The following is a 22,019-nucleotide window of genomic DNA, read 5'->3' as shown; positions in this document are numbered from 1 at the left end:
TCAACTACATCAGAAGAGTAACACACGATGCCTGAAAGTGAGACGGAAGAGATCGATTATTACCCATCGGGGTGGGACGAAGAAATCCATGATGAATATTACGTCGAATGGGTGTATCAAGAAGATCCAACAATCTTCATTCGACTTGACGGGACGATGGGCGAGGGTGAGTATACCGTCACCCCAATTACAGGTGTGAATACAGACGGAGAAGAATACGTGACAAAGCCGATATCAGGACTTTCACGAGAAGAGGCATTTGAAACTGCTGCTACTTTGATTTATGCGGTTAATGGAACTATGGGGAGACTAAATCAAGAATCCGACTTTACCGGAGATATGGAGTAACACGTGAATTTATCTACTGGACTGACCTCTGCTGGTTGAGATCCTGTTCTAGTAGTTCAGCAGCGAGATGACTGATTGATTCAACTTCATCCCGTGGAAGACCACTAGTAGCACTAGAATATTCGAGAACGGTTATTGGGCAAATCGGGGCATTGACACCGTTGACATCAGGTGTAGAACTATCGGCAACCTGGATCTCAGTGCCACGATCTTCAACCTGAGCTACGACATCGACTGCGATTTCGTATGCCCCCCATTCTTCGATAGTCTTCGCTTCGTTGGTTGCCAATTCTTCTACGAACTCGTGATAGGAGTCCTGAGAATCGAAGTGAATCATAGATGAATTATGATCAGTGGTCATGGCTGTACTGTGTTAATGTTCCATTTCAAATACTTAAAACCGGTGAGAAGCCGGTTCCGACGAAAAAGGCTAGAATATGACTGCTGGTACCACGCTGACAAATTTGAATAGGCTTCCATCAGGAAGCGTACCACAGTATGAGTGTTGGAACACTTACCGAACCACGAGTCCTCGCGTCAGCCAAGGATCATCTATCTCAGGACACTAATGAGGGTTATGCGGTTGTGGACTCTCAATTCCGACAATCAAGGTGGGGTGAGGAGACTATCGATAAGGAACTGCGCCACCGACTACAACCGATTAATTCGTTGCCGATGGGGAACGGTTATCCAGATGCGTTAATCGCCCCTCCTCGCTCAGAAGCATATCGTGAGCCCGCAGGTGAAGATGTAGAAAACATACCGCTCGCAGTCGTGGAAGCGAAGGGAGAAACTGCTAGTTCTAATCGAAATGCGGGTCGAGTAGCTATAACACAGGCACACGGCCACATTGAGGAGGCCAATGTCGGATACGCCGCTCTCCCAAAAAGTATCGCCACAGAACAAGATCACGCCCTCGCTCGTGAATTAAATATAGGACTCATCCTTGTTGACGACACCGGGGCCGAATTGCTGGAGAAACCTCGGATAGTCGGATCTGAAATCTCGGAAACGGCAGATACGATACGGTTCCACGCCAAAGACGGCGGAGTCGCAGTAGAGAGCCTAAAGAAGAACCACCCCAAGAACGCAATTGGATACGCCTTGGCTGTACGATTGAGTGAGGATCCGGAGGAGCTATTCAAAGAGTACGTGATTAAATCAGTTGACGATGCCCGTCTTGACGCCACGGCACTTGGGTTGGTTGGCGATGGCCTCAACCGTCGGCAACTCACGACACTCGGGCGCGAGGCTGTTCGGACAATAATCTACCATCATGGAGGTATCGTTCCAGCGTTAGAAGCCATTCAGGAGCAAACAGGGAGCTCAGCCCGCTTCATTGACGAGTTACCAGTTATGGGGACTATTGCTCGCCAAGTGCTTCTCTCCTATCCGCCGACACAAGTTCTCGTAAACACATTGACTGACTTAGCGAAAGAAGGTTACCAAAAGCCAACACTTGCGAAGGTTGCGAAATCTATCGCTCGGAATCGTCCCGATTTCGCGCTAGATCTCTTCGTCAGTCCAGGGGATCGGGCTGTTGTTTTAGACAAGTCTTCGGATCAGGGTCAAGTCAATTTAGATAAGTTCGAAGAGGGGTTCGTCTACTCAACACATACGACGTTTCAGTACAAGGCGATGCTGTACCACGTCGGTCTCCTCACAAAACGTGGTCACGACAGAAAATCCGATTTGGATCCTCAAACTGCCGTGTGGGCCCTAGAAAATACGAATATGTAATCCGAGGAAGCAGAGCGGGGTTCTGACGCCGTCGAGAAATACGAGATTATAGATCCCAGACTCTTGCCGAAGTTAGTGAAACAAGCTTGTCGGATTTCTATTAGGAGGGGTAGTGCGAGATGCAGCGCGCATATTCAGCATGGTAAATAATGCCAAAGAGATATCATCTATACTGCCATAGCATCTATATGGAATCCCCTTGTAATCCGAAGACCCCAGAGGAACTGCACGACGCACTTGATAGACTACTTATTAGGGCAGATAAAAACGGCTTATTGGGTAACAGAACTACGACGGATACGTTCATCCACGACGATCCTGACACTCGCAACTGGGAAGTTCTCATTCATCAAATGTGAGACTAACGATCAAAATTCAGCAGGTGAGCCTGTATTAATTCGTTGAAATCTCGACTCGCTGAGTGACGGATACACAGCCCGTATACGACAAGACTACTCCGGTAGAAACCACTCGCATCTACTCTGATCGCTTTTCGTCAAACTGAGGGCCCTTCGTTACGATGTTGTCGTCCTTCTCCCACTCAACAAGTCCCTTTGATACCAACTCTGGAAGCGAAAACTTGTTCAATTGAAGTCGAAGCTTCGCTACATCCTCATTAGCTGATGGCGTGTCTTGCCCCGGCTCCGCATGGGATGCAGTAAAATCACTCATCATGATATGCAAGATTTCACATATACTTCAACCCGCTAGATTTTCATTCATTTAATAAATCCAACTCGGCAACATTGGGTCAGCGTGTGCTGCATTCAACCTCTTTATTCAGCACTCCAGACATTCCCATATCACATATCAGATATTTTCTTCACCAGATTAGGTAAAGGTCTCAAGAAATTCACAAGAGCCGCCAGAAAGCAGACTTTCCAGTCTGATTTGTGTAACTGATGGTGGATTTTTTGTCGTTAGGCTTTGTACTGTTCTCCAAACTCTTTGAAGTGCTCTACTAGTGTCTTCTCTGTCTCCTTGATTTCGGGTACAGAGCTAACGTGCCTGTAGAATGTTATGTTGTTATCATAGGGGTTTTCAGACGTTTCTATTGACCACCCATCATTGTGGGTAGCTGACTGGACTTCTTGATCAATATCTACGTCAGCACTCTTAATTTTGTAACCGAACGCACGCACCGCACCGTTGATATCAGGTCTACCGTACCTGTTTGGTTCCATCCAATACAGATGTACGTTCAGATTTTGGCTCCCATCCGGAGCGTCTGGCCCGTTCATTGGATGATTAATTCGCTGCAAAGCTAAACCGCTGGATGGACTCTGATTCGAATTGAATCCCGGAGAATCATCAGGGTCGAACAGTCTGGGTTGGGCATCAACCATTCGCTGGTCAAATTCTTTCAGTCGTGCTTCGATTTGATTATCAAACTGCTCTGGAAGTCGAAGCGCCTTGAGGTAGCGATTATTCCGAAGCCCCTCGCTGAGGAACTCATCTGTCATGGATTCAGCCTCTCGGTGAGATATGTTAATTGTTGCTCCAAGATGTCAATCATTCCAATTGGCCGAACGGCTTCAACAAAGTCACCAGAATCTATTGATCTCTCAATGATTGGCAAGGGTTGAAATCCTATCAGACGCTGTTCAGCGACGGCACAGAAGAGGTAGCCATTGGCCGCCCACTGGTCATCGACAGCTTCGCCTTGACGTAAGACAGTTCTAATCGCGGCAGTCACATCCTGCCAGTAAACAACCTCGATGGGCTCTGGATCGTCCCACATGATCCGCTGTGATCCATCTGATCGTGGTTCGACCGGAGGTTCAACAACCGAGTTGAGTCTCTCTTTATTTTCCTTTGGCAGAAGTAACACATGATTCCATTCCATCTCGTCGTATTTTTGCTCAACGAGCCGCGCAGTCTCAGCGGTTTTTCGATAGTTGTCGTCATTTAACTTCACTTCGATAGACACCCCATGATCACCACAAAAGACTAAGATATCCGGGCGTCGAAAGGTGCCATCTGGTTTTTCAATCCGTGTTTCCCGGTCAACACGGATTGGTGGATGGTCGATAGACATGCCGAACAGTTCCGTAACGAGTGCTTGGGACGGACGAAGCAACCGTGCTAACCACCGAGACCACGACACCTCCCCACTCGGACGGAGGGGGCCACGGAGTCCGCTTAGTTCAGAAAGTTTTGATGAGAGAGGGTCTGTATTAAAGGGTGCAGCTGCTTCATTCCAGACGGTGTTAGATTGTTCAAATAACTCAACAATTTCCACTGCTGCTTCATGGCCACTCTCAGAGTATGCATCCCACCACGGATCAAAATCCGACCAGCAGGCTGCGAACTGATCCTGGTCTATCGCTAGAGAATCTGGATCATCGAGGAGACGTGATGACTGTGTCTGCGTGTGTTCCCAGTTGCCGAGTTCCCTCCATCGTCTGGTCAGTGGCTGAATTCCGGCTACATGTGGAGAAACATTGTCAGGCACCATCGTGGGTTGTGACTGCCACATCGCTTTGATAACATCCCAACGGTTGGTAGTTTCATCTCTGGCAAGTAGGTAAACAAAAGCAGAATGTTGGCTGATAAACCACATATCTGAATGGGACTCCCAGAACCGGTCAAGACTTCCCCAATCTTCGGACTCTACCTCTATACTCACGTCACAATCAATTCAGACAGAGTATAAAATAGCTACGAGCGGAATGAAGTAGTCGCGTGCTCACTGCCAACTGATGGAATCGCCCCCCTGCGTTTCGGGGCTTTTTTTCGGTTCCGCACCTTCCTGAACGCGATGGCGAATCTCCTTGTGACGCTTTTTGCGGGCGCGGTCTTCGGACTCGCTCTCGCCGCGCCGCCCGGACCGATGAACGCGATCATCGGCGAAGAGAGCGTCGTGCGCGGTTGGCTCGCGGGGTTCAAGGCCGGCCTCGGGGCGATGAGCGCGGACGCGATCTTCTTCGTGCTGGCGGCGCTCGGAGTGGTCGCCTTCGTCGAACGATTTCCCGTCGTGCGGGCCGTGATGGTCGGTGTTGGTGGGGTACTAATGCTGTACTTCGCCTCCGGTGCCGCCAGGGACGTGCGGTCGTCGTTCCAACCCGGGGGAGAGACCACAGATGAGTCGACCCTGCGGGTCGGTACGGGCTTTCGGAAGGCGTTCGTGTTGGCGCTGACGAACCCATACCAGATCCTCTTTTGGCTGACGATCGGCGTCGGACTCCTCCAGCCGGGAACGCTCGACGTTCTTTCGCAGACACCCTACGTCGGCGACGCTCTCGCCGGCACGCTTGTCGTTGAGACCGGCTCGCCGGCGCTCGTCGTCGGCTTCTTCGGCGGGATCATCATCTGGATCACCGGGTTTCCGGCGGCACTCGTGACCGCTGAACGACGCGTTGAGGCGTTCGCGCCGATCATTGCGGGGCTGAGCTCGGTCGTCTTAGCCGGGTTCGGCGTGCTGTTTCTCGTAGAGAGTGCCGGGATACTGTTCGGATGAGGATCGGAGCCAGTGGCGCGATGACCTTTTCGAATGGCTACTCAAGCGAATAGACATATTGCGCGGTACGAATCCGCAGTGAGCAGGTGACACATTGGAGGGTAGCTGAAACAAACGGAGGTATCATGCTGCATAGAATCTCTGTATCGGTCACTCCGAACGCCCCATATCAAAAATAATACATTTTTCACCAGATTAGGCAAGAGCCTCATTATTATCCAAGAAAAGTTGATTCTTTGTAACATCTTATCAGCATCATCAAATCACCTATTTCGGATTCTAACCGACCGATTTATTTGGATGATTACCCTTAGATGTAACCGAACCGCAAGAAGGCTTCGACCCGCATTCCGTAACGGAATGAAATCAAATTCAGAATCGGCGGTATATTTATATACAACATACTGCCGTCTTGTGGATTTGGTTCATTCCGAAAAGGAATGGGCGCTGCAGGATTTGAACCCGCGACAACTTGGTCCGAAGCCAAGCACTCTGTCCAAGCTGAGCTAAGCGCCCGCACCCACTCGTTCCGAACCTCGAATAATAAGCGCGTCGGTCTGCCCATCGTAGGCCAGTCGGTCACACGGCTCCCGAACCACCTCCTTTATTCACCGGCACCGACCACCGAGGCGTATGGCGTCGGTGTCGCTCTCGCTTCGCGCGGCGATCGAACTCACCCGCCCCGGCAACGCGGTTGCCGCCGGCGTGCTCACCGCCACCGGCGCGTTCGTCACCGGCGGTATCGCTGCCGCACCGCTTGCCGTCGCCGCGGCCGTCATCGCCACCCTCGCTGCGACAGCCGGCGGCAACGCGATCAACGACTACTTCGACCGCGAGATCGACGCGGTCAACCAACCCGATCGGCCGATCCCCCGTGGGGCCATCTCTGCCCGCGGCGCACTCGGGGTCAGCGGTGCCTGCTTCGGGATCGCCACCGTCGCCGCACTCACGCTGCCGCTGGTCGCTATCGGGATCGCCGTCGTCAACCTGCTCGCGCTTGTCGCCTACACCGAGTGGTTCAAAGGCCGGCCGCTCCTCGGCAACATTCTCGTTGCCTACCTCACCGGGAGCGCGTTCCTCTTCGGCGGGGCGGCCCTCGGTGAGCCGTTCGGCGCGGCTGTCCTGTTCCTCCTGGCCGCAGTCGCAACGCTGACACGGGAGATCGTCAAGGACGTTGAGGATATCGCCGGCGACCGACGGGAGGGGTTACGAACGTTTCCGATCGTCGTTGGCCGAACCCCCGCGCTGTGGACTGGCGTCGCGGTACTGGTGGTCGCTGTCGCCGCGAGCGCGGTGCCGTATCTCGACGAGACCTTCGGGCTGAGCTATCTGCTTGTTGTCGTGCCTGCCGATGCGGTGATGCTGTGGGCCGCGCTCCGCTCGTTCCGCGATCCGACCGTGAGCCAGCGGTGGCTCAAACGCGGGATGTTCCTTGCGACCGCGGCGTTCGTCGTCGGGCGGGCGGCGGTCGTCCTCGGCTGAGCCGGTGTTGACGCTACCGCCGGTGACTCTTTGCCGTGTGGCCGCCATGGATAGTGTATGCCAGTCACTGACGATGACGCGATCCGCGACGTGCTTGGGTTGAACTCGATCGCTGTCGTCGGCTGTTCGACGACCGCCGGCAAGGCCGCCCATGAGATCCCTGCCTATCTCCAGCAACATGGCTATGAGATCCATCCCGTCAACCCTTACGCCGACACGGTGTTGGGCGAATCCGCGGTCGACTCGCTTGAGGAGGTCGAGGCAGATATCGATCTCGTCAACGTATTCCGGCCAAGCGAGGAGGTCGCCGGCATCGTCGATGAAACACGCAGCCGCCACGACACCGACGGCGATATCGAGGCCATCTGGCTCCAACTCGGTATCACCGACGACGACGCTCTCGCCGACGCTGAGGCTGCCGGACTCACAACGGTTCAGGATCGATGTATGAAGGTCGAACACCAGCGACTGATGGCTGACTGATTCGGCAACATCGAATGTGAGCAAGCAGGCTGTCGCCTATTGGCTCGTCTCGCTATCGTCGCCGTCGTCGCTATCGCTCTCATTCGAACCGCCCGAATCATCGTCGCCGTCGCCCTCTTCGACCGGGATCTCCTCGCTGTCGTCGGTCGTCTCATTGGTGTCGGTGTCGACATCGATATCGGCGTCGTCGATAGCGGCCTCGATATCGACATCGAGTTCGTCGCCGATGGCCTCCAGGATGACACGCTGTTCGGCGATCTCGGCTTCGAGCGACTGGACTCGGCCACCGGTGTCCTCGACCGTCCGCTTGGTTGACTCGACTTCCTTGCGGAGGGCGTTGAGTCGGCGATACATCTTCTCGGCGGTGTCGGCGACAGTCTGGATCTTTTTCGCCGTGCTTCCGAGTCCCATATCCCTGTTCTCGGCCGCCCGTGTTGTGTGTGTTGTGGTTGTCAGTGCGACCGCATGCGTTGTGACCGTCGACCTCCCCGAGCGTTTTTCGTGCTGCCGCTTCGACGGGATGTATGGACGCGCCGCGAATCCTGTTGACGAACGACGACGGCATCGGCAGCGTCGGCTTTCGTGCCCTCTATGAGGGGTTGTCGACGGTCGGCGATGTCGTCGCTGTCGCGCCGGCCGACGATCAAAGCTCGGTCGGTCGGACGGTTTCGACGGCGGTGACGGTCGACGATCACGAGTACGGCTATGCGGTTCACGGCACGCCCGTCGACTGCGTGATCGCCGGCCTCGGCTCGATCTGCCCGGACGCCGATCTCGTCGTCTCGGGCTGCAACAAGGGCGGCAACCTCGGGGCCTACGTGTTGGGTCGCTCCGGCACCGTCAGCGCGGCCGTCGAAGCGGCGTTTTTCGGCGTCCCCGCGATTTCGGTGTCGATGTATATCGAGGGCGGCGACGACTGGGCGTCGCTGGCGACCGAACCCGCGGATTTCGCCACCGCCCGACGGGCGACGAAACACCTCGTCGAACACGCCACGACGAACGGCGTCTTCGAGGCAGCCGACTACCTCAACGTGAACGTTCCCTTCCGCGACAACGCCGGCGTAACGGGGTCGATCCCGATGCGCGTCACCCGACCGTCGATGCGGTATGAGATGGGGGCCGAACGGAACGGCGACCGCGAGATCGAACTTAAAGATGGGATCTGGGAGCTCATGCGCGGCGACAGCGTCGACGACCCCGTTGGCACCGATCGCCGCGCCGTCGCCGACGGCGAGATCAGCGTCTCGCCGCTGACCGCCCCCCATGCGACGAAACACCACGACGCACTCGACGAGATCGTCGCTGGCTACACGGCGCGCACCGAGGGTAGTTCGTAGCTCGAATTCGACAGTGGAGTATCAGGATTCCGCTCCATCCTTCGGAAGTCGTCCGTGTAACGTGGCGTTGTGAAAGATGAACTTTGCACCCCCGTTGAGCGTCTTTGTGACCTCGATTTCCCACCCGTGGGCCTCGGCGATCTGTTTGACGATCGGCAGTCCAAGCCCGGTTCCGTCCTCACTGGTCGTCATCCCGTATTCGAGCACCGTCTCGTAGTCCGCCCGCGGGATCCCACGGCCATCGTCGGTGATGTAGAACGCCTCACTCGGTGTGCTGGACACCCGCGTCGCGGTTGCCAATCGATCGTGAATCCCGATTCGCACCGTCACCGATTCGCTGTTGTGTGCGACAGCGTTCTCAAAGAGGTTTTCCAGCAGCCGCGCCATCTGATCGCTGTCGCAGAGCAGCGTAAAGCGATCGTCGACGATCAGTTCTGCGTGTTCGGTCTCGACGCGTTGCCAACAATGTCGGGCAAGCTCCGGGATGTCGACCGGTTCCGTGGTCTCGATAATCTCGGGATTTTGGGTGAGGGTGAGGGTCTTGTCGACCATCGCTTCGATCCGATCTAATGCCCGTTCGATCCGGTCGACCGGATCATCGTCTGCCGTCTCGATCTGTTCAAGCCAGCCCTGTGCGGCGTTCACTGGATTCCGCAGATCGTGTGAGAGCGTCGACGCGAGCTTCTCAAGCTGCTGGTTTCGTGACGTAGCGTCCGCCTGCTGTGCTGTTCGCTCGGTCGCGTCACTGTAGAGAAGAAACCCATGGTTGCCACCGTCTGTCTCATACGGGATGATTTCACGACGGAGGGGTGCCGTTGCACCTGTTGCATCCCGCGAGAGGATTGTCTCACGGTGTGTGTTCGAAGCGATAGCGGCAACGATCTGCTCGGCTGTATCCTCCGCAGCGTCGGGACAGGTATACTCAGTTACCGGCCGCCCGATAGCCCCCTCGTCCGCGTCAAACCGTTCGGTAAACCGGTGATTTACCGCCTCAATAATCGGTTCGCCGTCGATCACCTGTATCTCTGCGGCCGGGTTCGGCAGGTTCTCGAAGAGGTGTCTGAACCGTTGGGTATCCGGTGCCGCACCATCTGGCGTATCAGATGAATCGGTGGCACCGCCTTCGGTCACGGCGAAATCGCGGCGGTTCATACATCGTGTCAATAAATATTATGTATGAGTAATAACCTTTCGATCTGTCGGATACCGCCTTGCTACCCGGCTCAGTCGTCCGATTCAGCGGCGGCCGCGCCGGTGTCGGTCGCTGCGGCGGCCTGCTTGCGATCCAGCTCGTCGAGGTAGTCGTCGGCATCGAGGGCGGCCTGTACACCCATCCCCGCGGCCGTGGCAGCCTGCTGGTAGTGGAAGTCGACGACGTCGCCCGCGCCGAACAGCCCCTCGACGCCGGTTTTCGTCTGGCTGCCGCCGCGACCGCCCTCGGTGATGAGGTAGCCCTCGTCGTCGGTGTCGACGCCGATGCCGTCCAGATAGTCGGTGTTCGGCGTGTGGCCGATGGCGTAGAAGACCGCGCCCGCGTCGAACTCGAACTCCTCCGTGTCGGGGTCGTCGAGTTTTTCGGTTGGGTGGCCCTCGGGATTTGAGACCATCGTCACGTGGTCGATGCCGTCTTCCTGGGTACCGTGGAGTTTGGTCACCTCGGTGTTGCGCATGATCTCGATCTCGCCGGCGTCGACCTTCTCCATGACGCGGTCGATCCACACGTCCTCGGCGCGGAACTCCTCGCGGCGGTGGACGATGTAGACCGTCGAGGCGAACTTCGTGAGGAAGTGGGCCTCCTCCATCGCGGCGTCGCCGCCGCCAACGACAACGATCTCCTCGTCGCGGAAGAACGCGCCGTCGCAGGTCGCACAGGTCGACAGCCCCCAGCCCATCAGCTCGTCTTCGCCCGGAACCCCGAGCGTTCGCGCGCTCGCCCCGGAGGCGGCAATGAGCGCGTCAGCGGTGTACACTGTGTCGTCGGTGAGCGTGATCCGGAACTGGCGGTCGGCTCCCTCGCCGTCGACGGTAACGTCGTCGAGGACGCCGTTTTCGATATCCGTGCCGAACTTCCGGGCCTGTTCTTTCATCTCATTGATGAGATCCGGCCCGGAGATCCCCTCAGGGAACCCCGGATAGTTCTCCACCTCGGTCGTCAGCGTGAGCTGGCCGCCGGGTTCGTCGCCCTCCAAGACGAGGGGGTCGTTGTTCGATCGGGCGGCGTAGATCGCCGCCGAGAGGCCGGCGATGCCGCTGCCGGCGATCACGAGCCGCCGGTGATCGTCCGCGGGTGGTTCTGATGACATAGCTCCGTGTAGGAACAGGGGCCGTATGTAGGTTGTGTGTGGAACGCTACCGGACTGAACGGCCGACAACTGTTCGTGTGGAGCGAGACAGCGACAACGCTACAGCAGATCCAGCAGCTCGTCGTGGTCGTCGACCTTGTCGGTCACATCGGTGTAGATCGCAAACCCTTGTTGGTCGCCGTAGGGGATGCCACGGTAGAGGAACGTTTTCTCGCCGCCGACGGCCGCGCGTTTGACGAAGGCGACGTTCGATTTGCCGTCGGCGGTGCGCTGGTCGAACTGTTGGGCTTCGTCCTCGCGGCCGGCCGGGACGATGAGATCGTTGAGCGGAAGGCCGATCACGCGCTTCATGTCGGGGCTGAACAGATCCCGAAAGGCGTGGTTGGCGTCGACGACGATCGGCTCGCCGTCCTCGATCTCGAATTTGACGACGGCGTCGTCGATCTGGTGTAAGAGCTGCCCGAACTGGGTCACAAACTGATTCGATGTTGCGGTCATGATGGGGCTGACAGCGGGGTGTGGAGTGCCTCTTCCGCACTCGGTGGTACTCGGTTGTGAGTAATAAGTTTTCCGGCATTTTCGACAATGATTGTCCATGATATACCGAATAACAATAGTGATACTCAACCGATTTTGGAATATACCTGTCTTTCTCTGAACTGTCGGCCATAGCAGCCAATAAAAACATACCATCGCAGCAGCGCGCTCACAGCGGGCACAACGGGATTTGAACCCGCGGCCGTCGGATTAGAAGTCCGACGCTCTGTCCAGACTGAGCTATGTGCCCCATCGGATGCTCACGCCAGTTCGTAAAAAGCCGTTTGGGTTCGGGACAGCGAGTCAGCACACCTAAGTCCCGCAGTCCGCTACCGCGGGTATGCACGTACTCGGAACCGTCGGCCTCCCCGGTAGCGGCAAAGGTGAGTTTGCCGACGTGGCCCGCAACGCGGGTGTGCCGGTCGTTACGATGGGGGATGTGATCCGGGGGGCCTGCCGTGACCGCGGGCTCGATCCCGCCGACCACCACGGCGAGGTTGCCAAAGCACTCCGGGAGGAACACGGCCCGGCGGCGATCGCCGAGCAGTCGCTGCCGCATATCCGCGAGCACCTCGCCGCCGATGACACCGACACGGTCGTCGTCGACGGTCTGCGCTCGATGGTCGAAGTCGAGGCCTTCACCGAGGAGTTCGGCGACGAGTTTTCGATCGTCAGTATCGAAGCTCCCTTCGACCTCCGTGCGGAGCGACTCGGCGACCGCGGTCGGGATGGCACCGACACCGATCTCGAAGCTCTCCGTGAACGCGACGAGCGCGAACTCGGCTTTGGGATGGGCGACGTGATGGACGCCGCCGACTACCGGATCGACAACACTGACAGCCTCGATGACTTCAAGGCTGAGGCACGCGAACTGCTCTCCCGGGTGGGTGCCAATGATCTACAGCATTGACGTGCGGATCGAAGCCCCGGTCAACGACACCGAGGTCACCGACCGGGTCGCCGACGCCGTCGGCAACGTCTTTCCGAACGCCGAGTTCGATCACGAACCGGGGCTGCTCGTCGGCGAAACCCACACCCTCGATCCGTTTTCGGATCTGTTGTACGAACAGGAGATCCTCGATACCGCCCGCCGAGAGTTCCACAAACACGCCGACGACGAGGGATTCAGCTTCGCGCTGAAGAAACAGGCCGCCTTCCAGGGCGTCATCAACTTCGCGGTCGGCAACCCCGATGAGCTCGGCGATATTGAGGTGTCGGTGACGGTTCGGGAGCCCGATGTCGCGTCGATGATCGACCGCGTCGCCCCACCGACTGAGGACGGCACCCCCGTCGATCCAGCGTCGAAAGCGGAGTAACCCCGCCACCGACGCCCGAAAGTCTTCTTTGCGTACAGGATCGTTGAAAACGCCGCAAATCTGCTTCTAAACAGTCTAAACGATTTTCAAAGCGTCCTAAACAGTCGCGCAACCACCGTTTTCGCCGTTTTTTGGGGTGAATTTACTCCAACGCTCTGGCCACTATATGTGGGTATGGGTCGTTGGGATGGATAGACGGTGAGCACGAAATGAAAGGCTTCCAATCGACCCAACGCATCGAAACGGCTGCGACAACCGCGGCCGCAGCAACGCTCCGCCGCGGCCAGCGCGTCCTCCACGACAGCCAGCGAGCCCTCCACACCACCGTTCGGTGGATCGGGTTTTGGGCTGCGATTTTGCTCCCCCTGGTGTATCTGCCGATACTCGCGTTCGGGATCGGCCCCCAGCCCAGTCTCCTCGGCCTTGGGCTCCTTGGCTGTCACCTGTTTGCACTGATCGCTGGCCACAACCACACCCACGATACCACATGAGCACCTCTCACCACACCCCCGCTGACGACACGCGCACAGCCCCCGAGAAATCGAACGACGACACCGACGACACCGGCGAGACTAACGACGTTGACGACGCCGAGTCGACGGCGACGAAACAGCAGCGGCTTGCGGCCTACCTCCGCGAGCAGGCCGCAGACGGCGAGCTGTACTTCAAAAGCAAGTTCATCGCCGACGATGTCGACCTCTCCGCGAAGGAGATCGGCGCGCTGATCCTCAAGCTCCAGGATTCGGTCGCTGATCTCTCGATCGAACGCTGGTCGTACACCAGCGCGACGACGTGGCGCGTCGAACGAACCAACTGACCGGCCGGCTCACCGTCACCCACACTCCGTTCGAACCGTAGATAGATACGACAGTCACCACTACAGCCACGGTGTGTGCCAGTGCTATCGAGTCCCTGAGCCATCGGATGATCTTGTCGAGACGGCCAAACGGCGTGTCGAGACCGGCAGCGATGCGGCTGCTGACCCTCCCGCTATCATCGACGCAGTTGTCGACACCACAGCGGCAGCACCGATCGACCGCGGTGTGGGCACGCTAACCGCGGCGTTTGCGATTCGGCGGGCCGTCTTCGTGGCCGAGCAGGGCGTCGACTCGGCCCTCGAATGGGACGATGCTGAGACCGAGGCGACCCACCTGCTTCTCGTTGTCAACGACCGACCTGTCGGGGTTGCCCGCGCACGACTCATTGACGACTCTACGGTGAAAGCCGAGCGGGTGGCTGTCCGTCCGTCAGCCCGCGGCGAGGGATGGGGCCGGCGGCTGATGGATGCTGTCGAGGCCGTCGGTGTCGACGCCGACGCGAACCACTGCGTTCTCCACGCCCAGCAACGTGTTGAGGGGTTCTATCACAATCTGGGCTACCAAACGGTCAGTGAGCCCTTCGAGGAGGCCGGCATTCCGCATGTGGAGATGGAACGTTCGATATCGACACGGTAGCACCACCGGCAGCAGGCTGTGGTCGCCACCGGCTAGATCGCCAGCAACACAACGACGGTGAGACTGATGAAAACGATCTTCAGGGCCGTGTTGACGACGATCACCTTTGTCCCGAACTCCGCACCCCAGATGCCGTACTGGAAGGGGATCGATCGTTTGAACGTTGAGACGGCAAACGAGATGATCCCGCCAAGCAACAGCGTCGCCACCGCCTGCCGGGGTGTGAACACATCGCCCAACAGCGGTGCGATCGTCGCCGCGCCGGATGTCGTATCGAGCGTGTAGACAGCGATCACCGGCACGGCGGCTGCCGGCAGTCCGACCAACGCGACCAGGGGATCGGCTGAGCCGGTGATGCTCGTAATATCATACTGGCCCACCAGCAGCGTGACCAGCGTGTAGATGACGACGAGCCGCGGGACGAGCCGTCGCAACGTCGGCCGGGTTCGCTCCCACGCCGCCAGCAGTCGTTGTTTTGGCGTCTGTTCTTCCTCGTCGAGCGCGTCGGGATCGAGTTGAACATCATCATCGAAATTGGCCTCCGAGAGCAACAGCGCGCCGGCGAGGATGCCGACCAGCGTGATCGCCAAGGAAATCAGTGCGCGCGAACCCACATACAGGACGCCGACATGCACCCCGAGAATCGGGATAAGCACCGGAATATAGTACGTAAAGACGTGCTGGGCGAAGCCGAAGAACGTGTTCATCACGACGGCGATCAGCGTTGCCTCGTCGTCGAGATAGCCCGACTCCCGCAGATCGGCCAACATCGAGTAGCCGGCTGTCGTTGAGGCGGTCGTCGTCAGGATCGCGGTGCCGACCTCGTCGGGCAGGTTGGCCGGCCCAGTCAACAGCCGCGAGAGGCCGGCGATCTTTTCGACGAGCCCGAAGGCGACCGCCACGTTGGCGAGATAGACCGACACCGACACGAGGACGGCGATCCGGGCGACACGCGGAGCCACCTCGATGAGCGCGTTGGCGACGACCGAAACGGAGTCGACAGGCAGCACAGCCGACCGTCCGAACGGCGCGCCCAAAGCCGCGTCGGTCTCGTCGCCGCGATTTTTACCCCCTGTCGTCTACAGCGCGTATGCCTTCGATCACGGTCGAAACCGAGGATCGAACCGAGTGTATCGACATCACCGATCGCGTGGCGGCGACGCTCCCTGACGACGCCGACGGCGTCTGTACCGTCTTCAGTCAGCACACGACGATGGGCGTCGTCGTCAACGAGGCCGAGTCGCGGCTGCTTGATGATCTGGCGACCGCACTTGATGACCTCGTTGCCGACGACGGCTGGCAACACGACCAGATCGACGACAACGCCGACAGCCATGTTCGGGCGATGCTCGTCGGCGAGAGCGCGACCGTCCCGGTCGTCGACGGCGAACTTCAACTCGGTCGCTGGCAGTCGATTCTCGCTGTCGAATGCGATGGCCCCCGGAGTCGAACGCTGACCGTTCGCGTTCACTAACCCATCTCGTTCACTGACCGGTTGTCTTCACCGACCATCCGGCGGAATTTTATCGACGGCCGCCAAGAGGATAGTAGATGCATCTCCTCCTCACCAACGACGACGGGATCGAGAGTCCGGGCCTTGCTGCGGTCTACGAGCACCTCACGCCGACGTGGGAGGTGACGGTCGTCGCCCCCGCCAGTGATCAAAGCGGCGTGGGGCGGTCTCGCTCCGATCTCTCCTATGAGCGCGCCGACGAGATCACCATCGACGACCACGAGTGGGGATACGTCGTTGACGGCACCCCGGCCGACTGCGTCGCTGTCGGACTTCGGCACATCCCCGAAGCCGAGCAGATCGATCTCGTCGTCTCGGGAGCCAACAACGGGCCAAACGTCGGCAGCTACATTCTGGGCCACTCGGGGACGGTCGGCGCGGCCGTCGAGGCAGCCTTTCTCGGCACGCCGGCGGTCGCGGTCTCCGGCTACGACCACGAGACGTACTTTCCCGAAGACGGCGACAACTCCTTTGACGCGATCGCTGCGGCCACCCGCGACCTCCTCGCCCTGATCGAGGATACCGCTGCGTTCGACGGTGACGTCGACTATCTTAACGTCAACGCCCCGGCGACGGGGGGTGACACGCTCGCGGTAACCAAACCCCTGGCCGACTACGACACCCGCGTCGTCGACAACGACGGCGAGACCAACGTCTTCGAGAGCAACTACTGGGCGACCCATCCGGTCGAGGGCGATGGGTTCCCGATCGGCCTCGACAACTACACCGACGACTACCCGCCGTGGAGCGATCGAGCCGCCATCGTCGACGGCGAGATCAGCGTCACGCCGTTGGGAACGCCCCAGAGCGTCGTCGATCCGCCGGCCGATTTCGTTGCCGCGTTGGATCGGTACCCGCTCGAAGAATCATAGTCGATCGGCTGTGCGACGTGGGACGGCCGTCCGGCTTACATCATGCCGCCGGGGCCACCGCCGCCACCGAGCCCGCCAAGCCCACCCTCGCCGTCCTGCATCTTCTTCATCATCCGCTCCATGTCGCCGTCGCCCATCCCCTGGAACTGGTTGAGCGTGCGATCCATCATCTTGTGCTGTTCGAGGAGTTCGTTGACCCGCTCGGTGTTGGTACCCGAGCCGCGGGCGATGCGTTCGACCTGACTCGCCGAGATCGAGCGTGGCTCTTCGAGCTCGCCGTCGGTCATCGAATCCATAATGACGTTGAACTCCCGCATCCGCTCTTGGGTTACGTCCATCGCGTCGTCAGGGAGTTGATCCATCATCCCGCCGCCCATCCCGGGGATCATATCCATCACCTGATCGAGCGGGCCCATGTTGTTCATCGCCTCCATCTGTTTCTGCATATCCTTCAGCGTGAAACTCCCCTCAAGGATGCTCTCGGGGTTCCAATCGTCGTCCTCGCTCCCCGTCTCCTCCATCGCGCGCTCGACGCGCTCGGAGAGCTGTTTGAGATCGCCCATCCCCAACAGCCGCGAGATGAAGCTGTTGGGCTCGAAGCGTTCGATATCCTGCACCGTCTCGCCGGTGCCGAGGAAGGCGATCGACGAATCGGTCTCGTTGACGGCGGTGAGCGCGCCGCCACCTTTCGCCGTCCCGTCGAGTTTCGTGATGGCGACACCCTCGACGCCGATAGCCTCCTCGAAGCGTTGGGCTTGTTCTTTCGCGCCCTGACCAATCGCTGCGTCGAGCACGAGCAGTCGGGTGTCGGGATCGACGACCGAGTCGATCTCCTCGATCTCGGCGATCAGCTCCTCTTCGAGAGCGTGCCGGCCGGCAGTGTCGACAATGTGGACTTCGGCCTGTTCGGTCGCTTCGAGGCCGTCGCGGGCGATCTGCACCGGATCGTCGGCGTCGGGATCACCATAAAAATCGACCTCGGCGTTGCCGGCCATCTGTTTGGCCTGATCGTACGCGCCGGGGCGGAAGGTGTCGGTCTGGATGATCGCCGGTCGCAGCCCCTTCTTGGAGAACCACCACGCCATCTTGGCGGCGGTGGTCGTCTTCCCCGAGCCCTGTAGACCAGCGAGCAGGATCGTCTGAGATTCAAGCGGCAGTTCGGTGGAGTCGCCGACGAGCTCAACCAGTTCCTCGTAGACGATCTTGAGGACGTGATCGCGGGCGGAGGTGCCGCCTGGCGGCTCTTCGTCGAGCGCGCGGCTCTTGATCGCATCCGACAGCTCCATGACGAGGTCGACCTCGACATCGGCCTCCAGCAGCGAGCGTTGGATCTGCTTGACGACCTCTTGGATGTCGTCTTCCTCCAGCCGGGATTTCCCGCGGAGGTCATCGAGGGTGCCCCGCAGCGAACTCCCGAGATCATCGAGTACCATTTGGGCGTGCTACGCGGCCCGATAGCTAAAGTGTTGTTCGTCCAGCGGCGACGTGCGACTCCGACCGTTGCAAAACGAGATCGATGGAAACGCTACTCTTCGTCGCTTGGTACGCCGCTTTTGTTGATCTCCATGGTTCGATACCGGTTACCGTCGTCGGTAGTGGTGTCGGATTCGGTAACTGTCTCATCTTCGTCGGGGGGCTGATTCACTCATTGTGTTATCCTACTGGTTCCAATGTTAAGTATCTCCCTGTGAAGAAATACCAAGCGATGAGTAGCGCGAGCAAGCCAGCGACTATGATCCCGTACCATGATTGCGATTCAGAAACCCCGCCGAGATAGATTGAGCCGGCGGTAGCGAGGAAGAGAACACCGACGAGTAGCAGATAGAGTTCCCGACGGAACCGTATCGAGTTGACTTCGATCACGGTTCTGTTCTGCTCGATAACGCTGGCGTACGAACCACAGACACACTTGATATGAACGTCAAAATCGAGTGATTGCTCCTTGTTCGAAACGTAGTAGCCTACGCTGTGGTGGATTCCAGCTCGGTAGCGACTGTTAAGATACGTCACCATCGCAGCGAGTAAACACACGACTCCGAGCAGAAACGCGATTCGCGTCCCCGAGGTCGTCTGTGTCAACTGGATCGTATCGGCGTTTACGACCAGTGAGAGAACCGAGAACACCAAGCCGATCAGAATCCCGATCAGTCGGGTTAGGTGCTCAGCCTTGGTATCGATCCCTTCGATAGTGTCGATCTGTGTTTGGATCTGATTTTCGAGCCGGTCTGCAGTATCACGATACGGGTCATCTACCCTGTTGGAACCATCGCCGTGCTTGATGCTCTGCGGGCTACGACAGGGTTGGGGCGTATATCTCGACGAGGGCCGCGTCCGACTGTTCACTCTGCTGTCAGCGTGGCTCGTTTTAATTTAAAAAGATACGGCTGAGATCGCTCGAAAGAAGCATCCTGTGTCGTTAATCCCGATAGCACGACAGTAAGACCCGCGATCCGGTCGATTCCAGCGATATGTGCGGCACCGCAACATCTACAGCCACCAACAGCCTACAAGCTCTACTCCACGCTGTAGTTCCCGATAGTATGACACACGCTCTGAGGATTGTTGCTTTGGTCTGTCTCAGCATGCTGCTACTGATCGGTGCAACCGGCACCGCCGTATCAGGTGCTTCTGCTGAGGAGATCAACCCGCAACCACCCACGATAGATCATCTCTCAGCATCCTCAGCCGACGCCCTCCAAACGGCCAGCGACCGGCCGCCTGCAGATGAGGGTCTCCAATCGGTTCCCGAATCACGGACAGTCACGCCCTCGATCATCGGGCCCCGGCCGGCGACGAATACGACCGCCGCGCTGGAATTACTCCGCGTCAACGAGGTGTGGACTGACTTTGACACCCGGGGCGAAAACACAACGGTCGCCGTTCTTGATTCCGGTGTCGCTATCGACGCCCACCAGTCACTCACACTGGCCGACGACGGCTGGAAGGATTTCGTCAGCAACCGGAGTGACCCCATCGACAACCGAAACCACGGCACGATCACCTCGGGCGTGGTCGTCGGCAACGAAACACCGGACGGGACACACTTCGGGGTCGCACCCAACGCAACCCTGCTCCACGGGAAGGTGATCGACGGCGACGGCACCGCCCGAACCACCAACGTCCTCCAGGGTGTCGAGTGGGCGATCTCACACCCCCAACAGCCCGATGTGATCCTGATCAACGTCGGCCACAAACGGGTCTACTACGATCGATACATCGAGGCGATCGAACGGGCCCGCGCGGCGGGGATCTACGTTGTCGTCCCCGCCGGCAACGAGGGCGACGGCGGCATCACCTCGCCGGGCAGCGTCTACAGCGCGCTGTCGGTCGGTGCGACCAACGCCACCGGGGCTGTCGAGGACTACTCAGTCGGCAACATCATCTCTACTCGCGCCCGCTGGGGAGCGCGGCCGATCTACGAGTACGACTGGCCGGAATCGTACGTCGTGCCGACCGTTGTCGCCCCGGCGACGACCATCTCAACAACCGCCGACGGTGGGTTCCGGCACACATCAGGAACCAGTTTTGCGGCACCGCACGCCGCGGGTGTTGTCGCGCTCATGCAGGCCGCCAGTGACCGCCAGCTCACACCGGCCGAGATCGACCGCGCGCTCTTAGAGACCGCTCGCTATCCGGGCCAAACACCGCCGGACACACGGTACGGCTACGGTGTCATCGACGGCTACGACGCAGTGGCAGCGGTCGCTGACCGCCCGCCGTACTTCGCGGTCACGAGACTCACCCACGATGGCCCGACTGAGCACCGCCTCGGCCGAAACGAGCCGGTTTCCTTCGAGGCGACGATCAAAAACGTCGGCAACGTCACCGACAGCCAGCTCGTGATCATCTCTGTGGATGGTGATCGGGTTGGCTCCCGGCGTGTGACGCTCAACGGAACCATCACCACAACGATCCGGGGCACACGTGGGATCGCCTGTGCCGCGCCTCGAACGTCCTCGATCACGGTCACGACAGCCAATACCAGCCTCTCAATCCCGGTCGATGTCTGTCGCAACTGATCGCAGCCACGCAGCGATGCCGGTTTATTTTCCGAGCGGTGAGGGTGATCTGTGAGTCCGGTTTCGCGTCGTGAGATGGTGGGGACACTCGCCGCCGGGGTGGCGACCGCGCTTGGCGGCTGTGCGGCGAGTGAAACAGCACCAGCCTCGGAGCCGACATACATCGCCTCGCTCAGCACCGAACGACGCGCCAACCCCCGCGTTGTCGACCTCCTCATCGAACTTGTCGAGAATCACGGCGCGACGCGGCTGGTCGTCGTCACCGAGTCGGGTACCAGCGTCTTTCAGACCCAACTCCGTCCGGAGCAACGGTTTGTCCGCGTGCCGCTGGAGGATGGGGTCGATGCCATCCTCCACCCGATCGCGGCCGTCGAATCGCTTGACCACGAGATCGTGCTCTACGACGGGGAGACGGAGCTAACACGCCGGCCGTGGCAGCCAACGATCGATATCGACTACGAACTCAGCTTGCAAAACAACAGCAGCGTCGACATCGTCAACAGCATCCAGCTCACACTCCAGAACAACAGCGACATTCGCATGCGTCCGTTGCGAGCGTACATCGCCAATGGGTTTCTTACAGCAGCCCATGAGGTCGAGCAGATCGGCCAGATCACGCCGACGACACCAACCTGGGCGGCGGGCTGGGAGCGAACGTATCTGATCGTCGCCGATCAACCGACCGTCGGCTCGAATCTGCTTTCCCCACCCGGCAGGGAGTGTTTTACCGAGCCGAAAACGGTTGAGTTGGTCATCGAGTACGAACAACCGATCACGGATCGGCTCTCGATCGCACTGGCACTCGCCGGCGACCCTCGATTAGCCGATGGCCAGACCGGCAACCGCAGTGTGTACTGTAGTCAGCCCACGATCGAATCGTGGGAGCGTGTTGAGCGAGAGGTCTCTGTCTGAAAATCGACCTCTCCCAGATCTCAAGGTAGCCTCGATATAGAAATATCTTTCCCAAAATCGCATTTATTATCTAACTATGGTAGTATATTCTGAGGCCCTTCGTCGGAGCGTCGGATATACGGGAAATCAACCTTCGTATACCGAAACTACAGAGCCGTCATTGAGTATCGCTAGTTGTCCAATCTGTCATAACGGCCCAATGGCTGACACGTAGTATTGAGTGAAAGCGGGTGAATCAGGTGA

General features: G+C 58.7%; 25 protein-coding genes and 2 tRNA genes. 15 read left to right on the top strand and 12 right to left on the bottom strand.

The annotated features are described in order from the left end of the window. The first annotated feature begins 27 nt into the window (after window positions 1-27). Window positions 28-348 carry a hypothetical protein gene (locus tag HKK80_RS10560; protein WP_411799560.1) on the top strand — a complete coding sequence of 107 codons (321 nt, stop codon included), beginning with the start codon at window positions 28-30 and terminating at the stop codon, window positions 346-348. Between the two features lie 13 nt (window positions 349-361). On the opposite strand, the gene HKK80_RS10555 is transcribed toward HKK80_RS10560, so the two are convergent. After that, window positions 362-709 carry a hypothetical protein gene (locus HKK80_RS10555; protein ID WP_411799559.1) on the bottom strand — a complete coding sequence of 116 codons (348 nt, stop codon included), beginning with the start codon at window positions 707-709 and terminating at the stop codon, window positions 362-364. A gap of 137 nt (window positions 710-846) precedes the next feature. Here HKK80_RS10555 and HKK80_RS10550 point away from each other — a divergent pair, with 137 nt between their 5' ends. Then, complete coding sequence (locus HKK80_RS10550; protein WP_411799558.1) at window positions 847-2,088, top strand: hypothetical protein; 1,242 nt, start codon at window positions 847-849, stop codon at window positions 2,086-2,088. A 920-nt stretch (window positions 2,089-3,008) separates the two neighbouring features. Here the strand turns inward: HKK80_RS10550 and HKK80_RS10545 are convergent. Both HKK80_RS10545 and HKK80_RS10540 read right to left on the bottom strand, forming a co-directional pair. Continuing rightward, on the bottom strand, window positions 3,009-3,551 hold the full coding sequence (locus HKK80_RS10545) for a hypothetical protein (RefSeq protein WP_411799557.1): 543 nt from the start codon (window positions 3,549-3,551) through the stop codon (window positions 3,009-3,011). Next, window positions 3,548-4,651 (bottom strand): hypothetical protein, encoded by a 1,104-nt coding sequence (locus HKK80_RS10540; protein WP_411799556.1) that lies wholly within the window; start codon window positions 4,649-4,651, stop codon window positions 3,548-3,550. Before HKK80_RS10540 ends, HKK80_RS10545 begins: the two co-directional genes overlap by 4 nt. A 198-nt stretch (window positions 4,652-4,849) precedes the next feature. Here HKK80_RS10540 and HKK80_RS10535 point away from each other — a divergent pair, with 198 nt between their 5' ends. Further along, entirely contained in the window at window positions 4,850-5,548 is a 699-nt protein-coding gene (locus tag HKK80_RS10535) for a LysE family translocator (protein WP_411799555.1), read from the top strand. Window positions 5,549-5,989: 441 nt separating this feature from the next. Here HKK80_RS10535 and HKK80_RS10530 read toward each other — a convergent pair. Continuing rightward, window positions 5,990-6,064, bottom strand: a tRNA-Arg gene (locus tag HKK80_RS10530). A 117-nt stretch (window positions 6,065-6,181) separates the two neighbouring features. On the opposite strand from HKK80_RS10530, the gene HKK80_RS10525 reads away from it, so the two are divergent. Together HKK80_RS10525 and HKK80_RS10520 are read left to right on the top strand one after the other, a co-directional pair. Further along, the gene (locus HKK80_RS10525) at window positions 6,182-7,030 is read left to right on the top strand and encodes a geranylgeranylglycerol-phosphate geranylgeranyltransferase (RefSeq protein WP_411799554.1); all 849 of its coding nucleotides are present in this window, start codon (window positions 6,182-6,184) and stop codon (window positions 7,028-7,030) included. A 57-nt stretch (window positions 7,031-7,087) separates the two neighbouring features. Continuing rightward, complete coding sequence (locus HKK80_RS10520; protein ID WP_411799553.1) at window positions 7,088-7,513, top strand: CoA-binding protein; 426 nt, start codon at window positions 7,088-7,090, stop codon at window positions 7,511-7,513. 36 nt (window positions 7,514-7,549) lie between these two features. On the opposite strand, the gene HKK80_RS10515 is transcribed toward HKK80_RS10520, so the two are convergent. Next, the gene (locus HKK80_RS10515) at window positions 7,550-7,924 is read right to left on the bottom strand and encodes a DUF5798 family protein (protein ID WP_411799552.1); all 375 of its coding nucleotides are present in this window, start codon (window positions 7,922-7,924) and stop codon (window positions 7,550-7,552) included. 113 nt (window positions 7,925-8,037) lie between these two features. Here HKK80_RS10515 and surE (HKK80_RS10510) point away from each other — a divergent pair, with 113 nt between their 5' ends. Then, window positions 8,038-8,850: a 5'/3'-nucleotidase SurE gene (gene surE, locus HKK80_RS10510; RefSeq protein ID WP_411799551.1), complete on the top strand. Its 813-nt coding sequence runs from the start codon at window positions 8,038-8,040 to the stop codon at window positions 8,848-8,850. Between the two features lie 21 nt (window positions 8,851-8,871). Here the strand turns inward: surE (HKK80_RS10510) and HKK80_RS10505 are convergent, their stop codons facing one another. The 4 genes from HKK80_RS10505 to HKK80_RS10490 all read right to left on the bottom strand — a co-directional run bounded on the left by HKK80_RS10505 (window position 8,872) and on the right by HKK80_RS10490 (window position 11,940). Further along, on the bottom strand, window positions 8,872-10,002 hold the full coding sequence (locus HKK80_RS10505) for a sensor histidine kinase (protein WP_411799550.1): 1,131 nt from the start codon (window positions 10,000-10,002) through the stop codon (window positions 8,872-8,874). A gap of 71 nt (window positions 10,003-10,073) precedes the next feature. Next, window positions 10,074-11,153 (bottom strand): NAD(P)/FAD-dependent oxidoreductase, encoded by a 1,080-nt coding sequence (locus HKK80_RS10500; RefSeq protein ID WP_411799549.1) that lies wholly within the window; start codon window positions 11,151-11,153, stop codon window positions 10,074-10,076. Window positions 11,154-11,252: 99 nt separating this feature from the next. Beyond that, window positions 11,253-11,651: a PAS domain-containing protein gene (locus HKK80_RS10495; RefSeq protein ID WP_411799548.1), complete on the bottom strand. Its 399-nt coding sequence runs from the start codon at window positions 11,649-11,651 to the stop codon at window positions 11,253-11,255. Between the two features lie 214 nt (window positions 11,652-11,865). Next, a tRNA-Arg gene (locus tag HKK80_RS10490) sits at window positions 11,866-11,940 on the bottom strand. 90 nt (window positions 11,941-12,030) lie between these two features. On the opposite strand from HKK80_RS10490, the gene HKK80_RS10485 reads away from it, so the two are divergent. The 5 genes from HKK80_RS10485 to HKK80_RS10465 all read left to right on the top strand — a co-directional run bounded on the left by HKK80_RS10485 (window position 12,031) and on the right by HKK80_RS10465 (window position 14,460). Further along, window positions 12,031-12,600, top strand: coding sequence for an AAA family ATPase (locus tag HKK80_RS10485; RefSeq protein WP_411799547.1), 570 nt, complete (start codon window positions 12,031-12,033; stop codon window positions 12,598-12,600). After that, on the top strand, window positions 12,584-13,006 hold the full coding sequence (locus HKK80_RS10480; protein ID WP_379723687.1) for an RNA-binding domain-containing protein: 423 nt from the start codon (window positions 12,584-12,586) through the stop codon (window positions 13,004-13,006). Before HKK80_RS10485 ends, HKK80_RS10480 begins: the two co-directional genes overlap by 17 nt. A 209-nt stretch (window positions 13,007-13,215) precedes the next feature. Further along, on the top strand, window positions 13,216-13,497 hold the full coding sequence (locus HKK80_RS10475) for a hypothetical protein (protein WP_411799546.1): 282 nt from the start codon (window positions 13,216-13,218) through the stop codon (window positions 13,495-13,497). Then, a complete protein-coding gene (locus HKK80_RS10470) occupies window positions 13,494-13,823 on the top strand; it encodes a hypothetical protein (RefSeq protein WP_411799545.1) in 330 nt (109 codons plus the stop codon). Before HKK80_RS10475 ends, HKK80_RS10470 begins: the two co-directional genes overlap by 4 nt. A 73-nt stretch (window positions 13,824-13,896) precedes the next feature. Next, window positions 13,897-14,460 carry a GNAT family N-acetyltransferase gene (locus HKK80_RS10465; RefSeq protein ID WP_411799544.1) on the top strand — a complete coding sequence of 188 codons (564 nt, stop codon included), beginning with the start codon at window positions 13,897-13,899 and terminating at the stop codon, window positions 14,458-14,460. Window positions 14,461-14,492: 32 nt separating this feature from the next. Here HKK80_RS10465 and HKK80_RS10460 read toward each other — a convergent pair whose 3' ends face one another. Further along, on the bottom strand, window positions 14,493-15,470 hold the full coding sequence (locus HKK80_RS10460; protein ID WP_411799543.1) for a nucleoside recognition protein: 978 nt from the start codon (window positions 15,468-15,470) through the stop codon (window positions 14,493-14,495). A gap of 80 nt (window positions 15,471-15,550) precedes the next feature. On the opposite strand from HKK80_RS10460, the gene HKK80_RS10455 reads away from it, so the two are divergent. Both HKK80_RS10455 and surE (HKK80_RS10450) read left to right on the top strand, forming a co-directional pair. Then, window positions 15,551-15,934: a secondary thiamine-phosphate synthase enzyme YjbQ gene (locus HKK80_RS10455; protein WP_411799542.1), complete on the top strand. Its 384-nt coding sequence runs from the start codon at window positions 15,551-15,553 to the stop codon at window positions 15,932-15,934. 77 nt (window positions 15,935-16,011) lie between these two features. Then, a complete protein-coding gene (gene surE / locus HKK80_RS10450; RefSeq protein WP_411799541.1) occupies window positions 16,012-16,845 on the top strand; it encodes a 5'/3'-nucleotidase SurE in 834 nt (277 codons plus the stop codon). Between the two features lie 35 nt (window positions 16,846-16,880). On the opposite strand, the gene HKK80_RS10445 is transcribed toward surE (HKK80_RS10450), so the two are convergent. Further along, window positions 16,881-18,278, bottom strand: a complete 1,398-nt coding sequence (locus tag HKK80_RS10445; protein ID WP_411799540.1) for a signal recognition particle protein Srp54 — start codon at window positions 18,276-18,278, stop codon at window positions 16,881-16,883. A 220-nt stretch (window positions 18,279-18,498) separates the two neighbouring features. After that, window positions 18,499-19,188, bottom strand: a complete 690-nt coding sequence (locus HKK80_RS10440; RefSeq protein ID WP_411799539.1) for a hypothetical protein — start codon at window positions 19,186-19,188, stop codon at window positions 18,499-18,501. A gap of 239 nt (window positions 19,189-19,427) precedes the next feature. Here HKK80_RS10440 and HKK80_RS10435 point away from each other — a divergent pair, with 239 nt between their 5' ends. Further along, window positions 19,428-20,864 carry a S8 family peptidase gene (locus HKK80_RS10435; protein ID WP_411799538.1) on the top strand — a complete coding sequence of 479 codons (1,437 nt, stop codon included), beginning with the start codon at window positions 19,428-19,430 and terminating at the stop codon, window positions 20,862-20,864. A 75-nt stretch (window positions 20,865-20,939) separates the two neighbouring features. Further along, entirely contained in the window at window positions 20,940-21,776 is an 837-nt protein-coding gene (locus HKK80_RS10430) for a hypothetical protein (RefSeq protein ID WP_411799537.1), read from the top strand. Window positions 21,777-22,019: the final 243 nt, after the last annotated feature.

The sequence above is a fragment of the Halonotius sp. F2-221B genome (genome assembly GCF_046719765.1).
In the GTDB taxonomy this organism is placed as follows: Archaea; Halobacteriota; Halobacteria; order Halobacteriales; family Haloferacaceae; genus Halonotius.
The sequence above is the reverse complement of the archived record's forward strand: the minus strand, read 5'-3'. Positions and strand labels throughout refer to the sequence as shown.

Coding starts and splice junctions, on each gene's coding strand:
- HKK80_RS10435 (WP_411799538.1), top strand. CDS start 19,428: ATGCTGCTACTGATCGGTGCAACCGGCACCGCCGTATCAGGTGCTTCT.
- HKK80_RS10555 (WP_411799559.1), bottom strand. CDS start 709: ATGACCACTGATCATAATTCATCTATGATTCACTTCGATTCTCAGGAC.
- surE (WP_411799551.1), top strand. CDS start 8,038: ATGGACGCGCCGCGAATCCTGTTGACGAACGACGACGGCATCGGCAGC.
- HKK80_RS10560 (WP_411799560.1), top strand. CDS start 28: ATGCCTGAAAGTGAGACGGAAGAGATCGATTATTACCCATCGGGGTGG.
- HKK80_RS10525 (WP_411799554.1), top strand. CDS start 6,182: ATGGCGTCGGTGTCGCTCTCGCTTCGCGCGGCGATCGAACTCACCCGC.
- HKK80_RS10480 (WP_379723687.1), top strand. CDS start 12,584: ATGATCTACAGCATTGACGTGCGGATCGAAGCCCCGGTCAACGACACC.
- HKK80_RS10515 (WP_411799552.1), bottom strand. CDS start 7,924: ATGGGACTCGGAAGCACGGCGAAAAAGATCCAGACTGTCGCCGACACC.
- HKK80_RS10550 (WP_411799558.1), top strand. CDS start 847: ATGAGTGTTGGAACACTTACCGAACCACGAGTCCTCGCGTCAGCCAAG.
- HKK80_RS10540 (WP_411799556.1), bottom strand. CDS start 4,651: ATGTGGTTTATCAGCCAACATTCTGCTTTTGTTTACCTACTTGCCAGA.
- HKK80_RS10475 (WP_411799546.1), top strand. CDS start 13,216: ATGAAAGGCTTCCAATCGACCCAACGCATCGAAACGGCTGCGACAACC.
- HKK80_RS10520 (WP_411799553.1), top strand. CDS start 7,088: ATGCCAGTCACTGACGATGACGCGATCCGCGACGTGCTTGGGTTGAAC.
- HKK80_RS10485 (WP_411799547.1), top strand. CDS start 12,031: ATGCACGTACTCGGAACCGTCGGCCTCCCCGGTAGCGGCAAAGGTGAG.
- HKK80_RS10535 (WP_411799555.1), top strand. CDS start 4,850: ATGGCGAATCTCCTTGTGACGCTTTTTGCGGGCGCGGTCTTCGGACTC.
- HKK80_RS10500 (WP_411799549.1), bottom strand. CDS start 11,153: ATGTCATCAGAACCACCCGCGGACGATCACCGGCGGCTCGTGATCGCC.
- HKK80_RS10455 (WP_411799542.1), top strand. CDS start 15,551: ATGCCTTCGATCACGGTCGAAACCGAGGATCGAACCGAGTGTATCGAC.
- surE (WP_411799541.1), top strand. CDS start 16,012: ATGCATCTCCTCCTCACCAACGACGACGGGATCGAGAGTCCGGGCCTT.
- HKK80_RS10505 (WP_411799550.1), bottom strand. CDS start 10,002: ATGAACCGCCGCGATTTCGCCGTGACCGAAGGCGGTGCCACCGATTCA.
- HKK80_RS10445 (WP_411799540.1), bottom strand. CDS start 18,278: ATGGTACTCGATGATCTCGGGAGTTCGCTGCGGGGCACCCTCGATGAC.
- HKK80_RS10545 (WP_411799557.1), bottom strand. CDS start 3,551: ATGACAGATGAGTTCCTCAGCGAGGGGCTTCGGAATAATCGCTACCTC.
- HKK80_RS10495 (WP_411799548.1), bottom strand. CDS start 11,651: ATGACCGCAACATCGAATCAGTTTGTGACCCAGTTCGGGCAGCTCTTA.
- HKK80_RS10430 (WP_411799537.1), top strand. CDS start 20,940: ATGGTGGGGACACTCGCCGCCGGGGTGGCGACCGCGCTTGGCGGCTGT.
- HKK80_RS10470 (WP_411799545.1), top strand. CDS start 13,494: ATGAGCACCTCTCACCACACCCCCGCTGACGACACGCGCACAGCCCCC.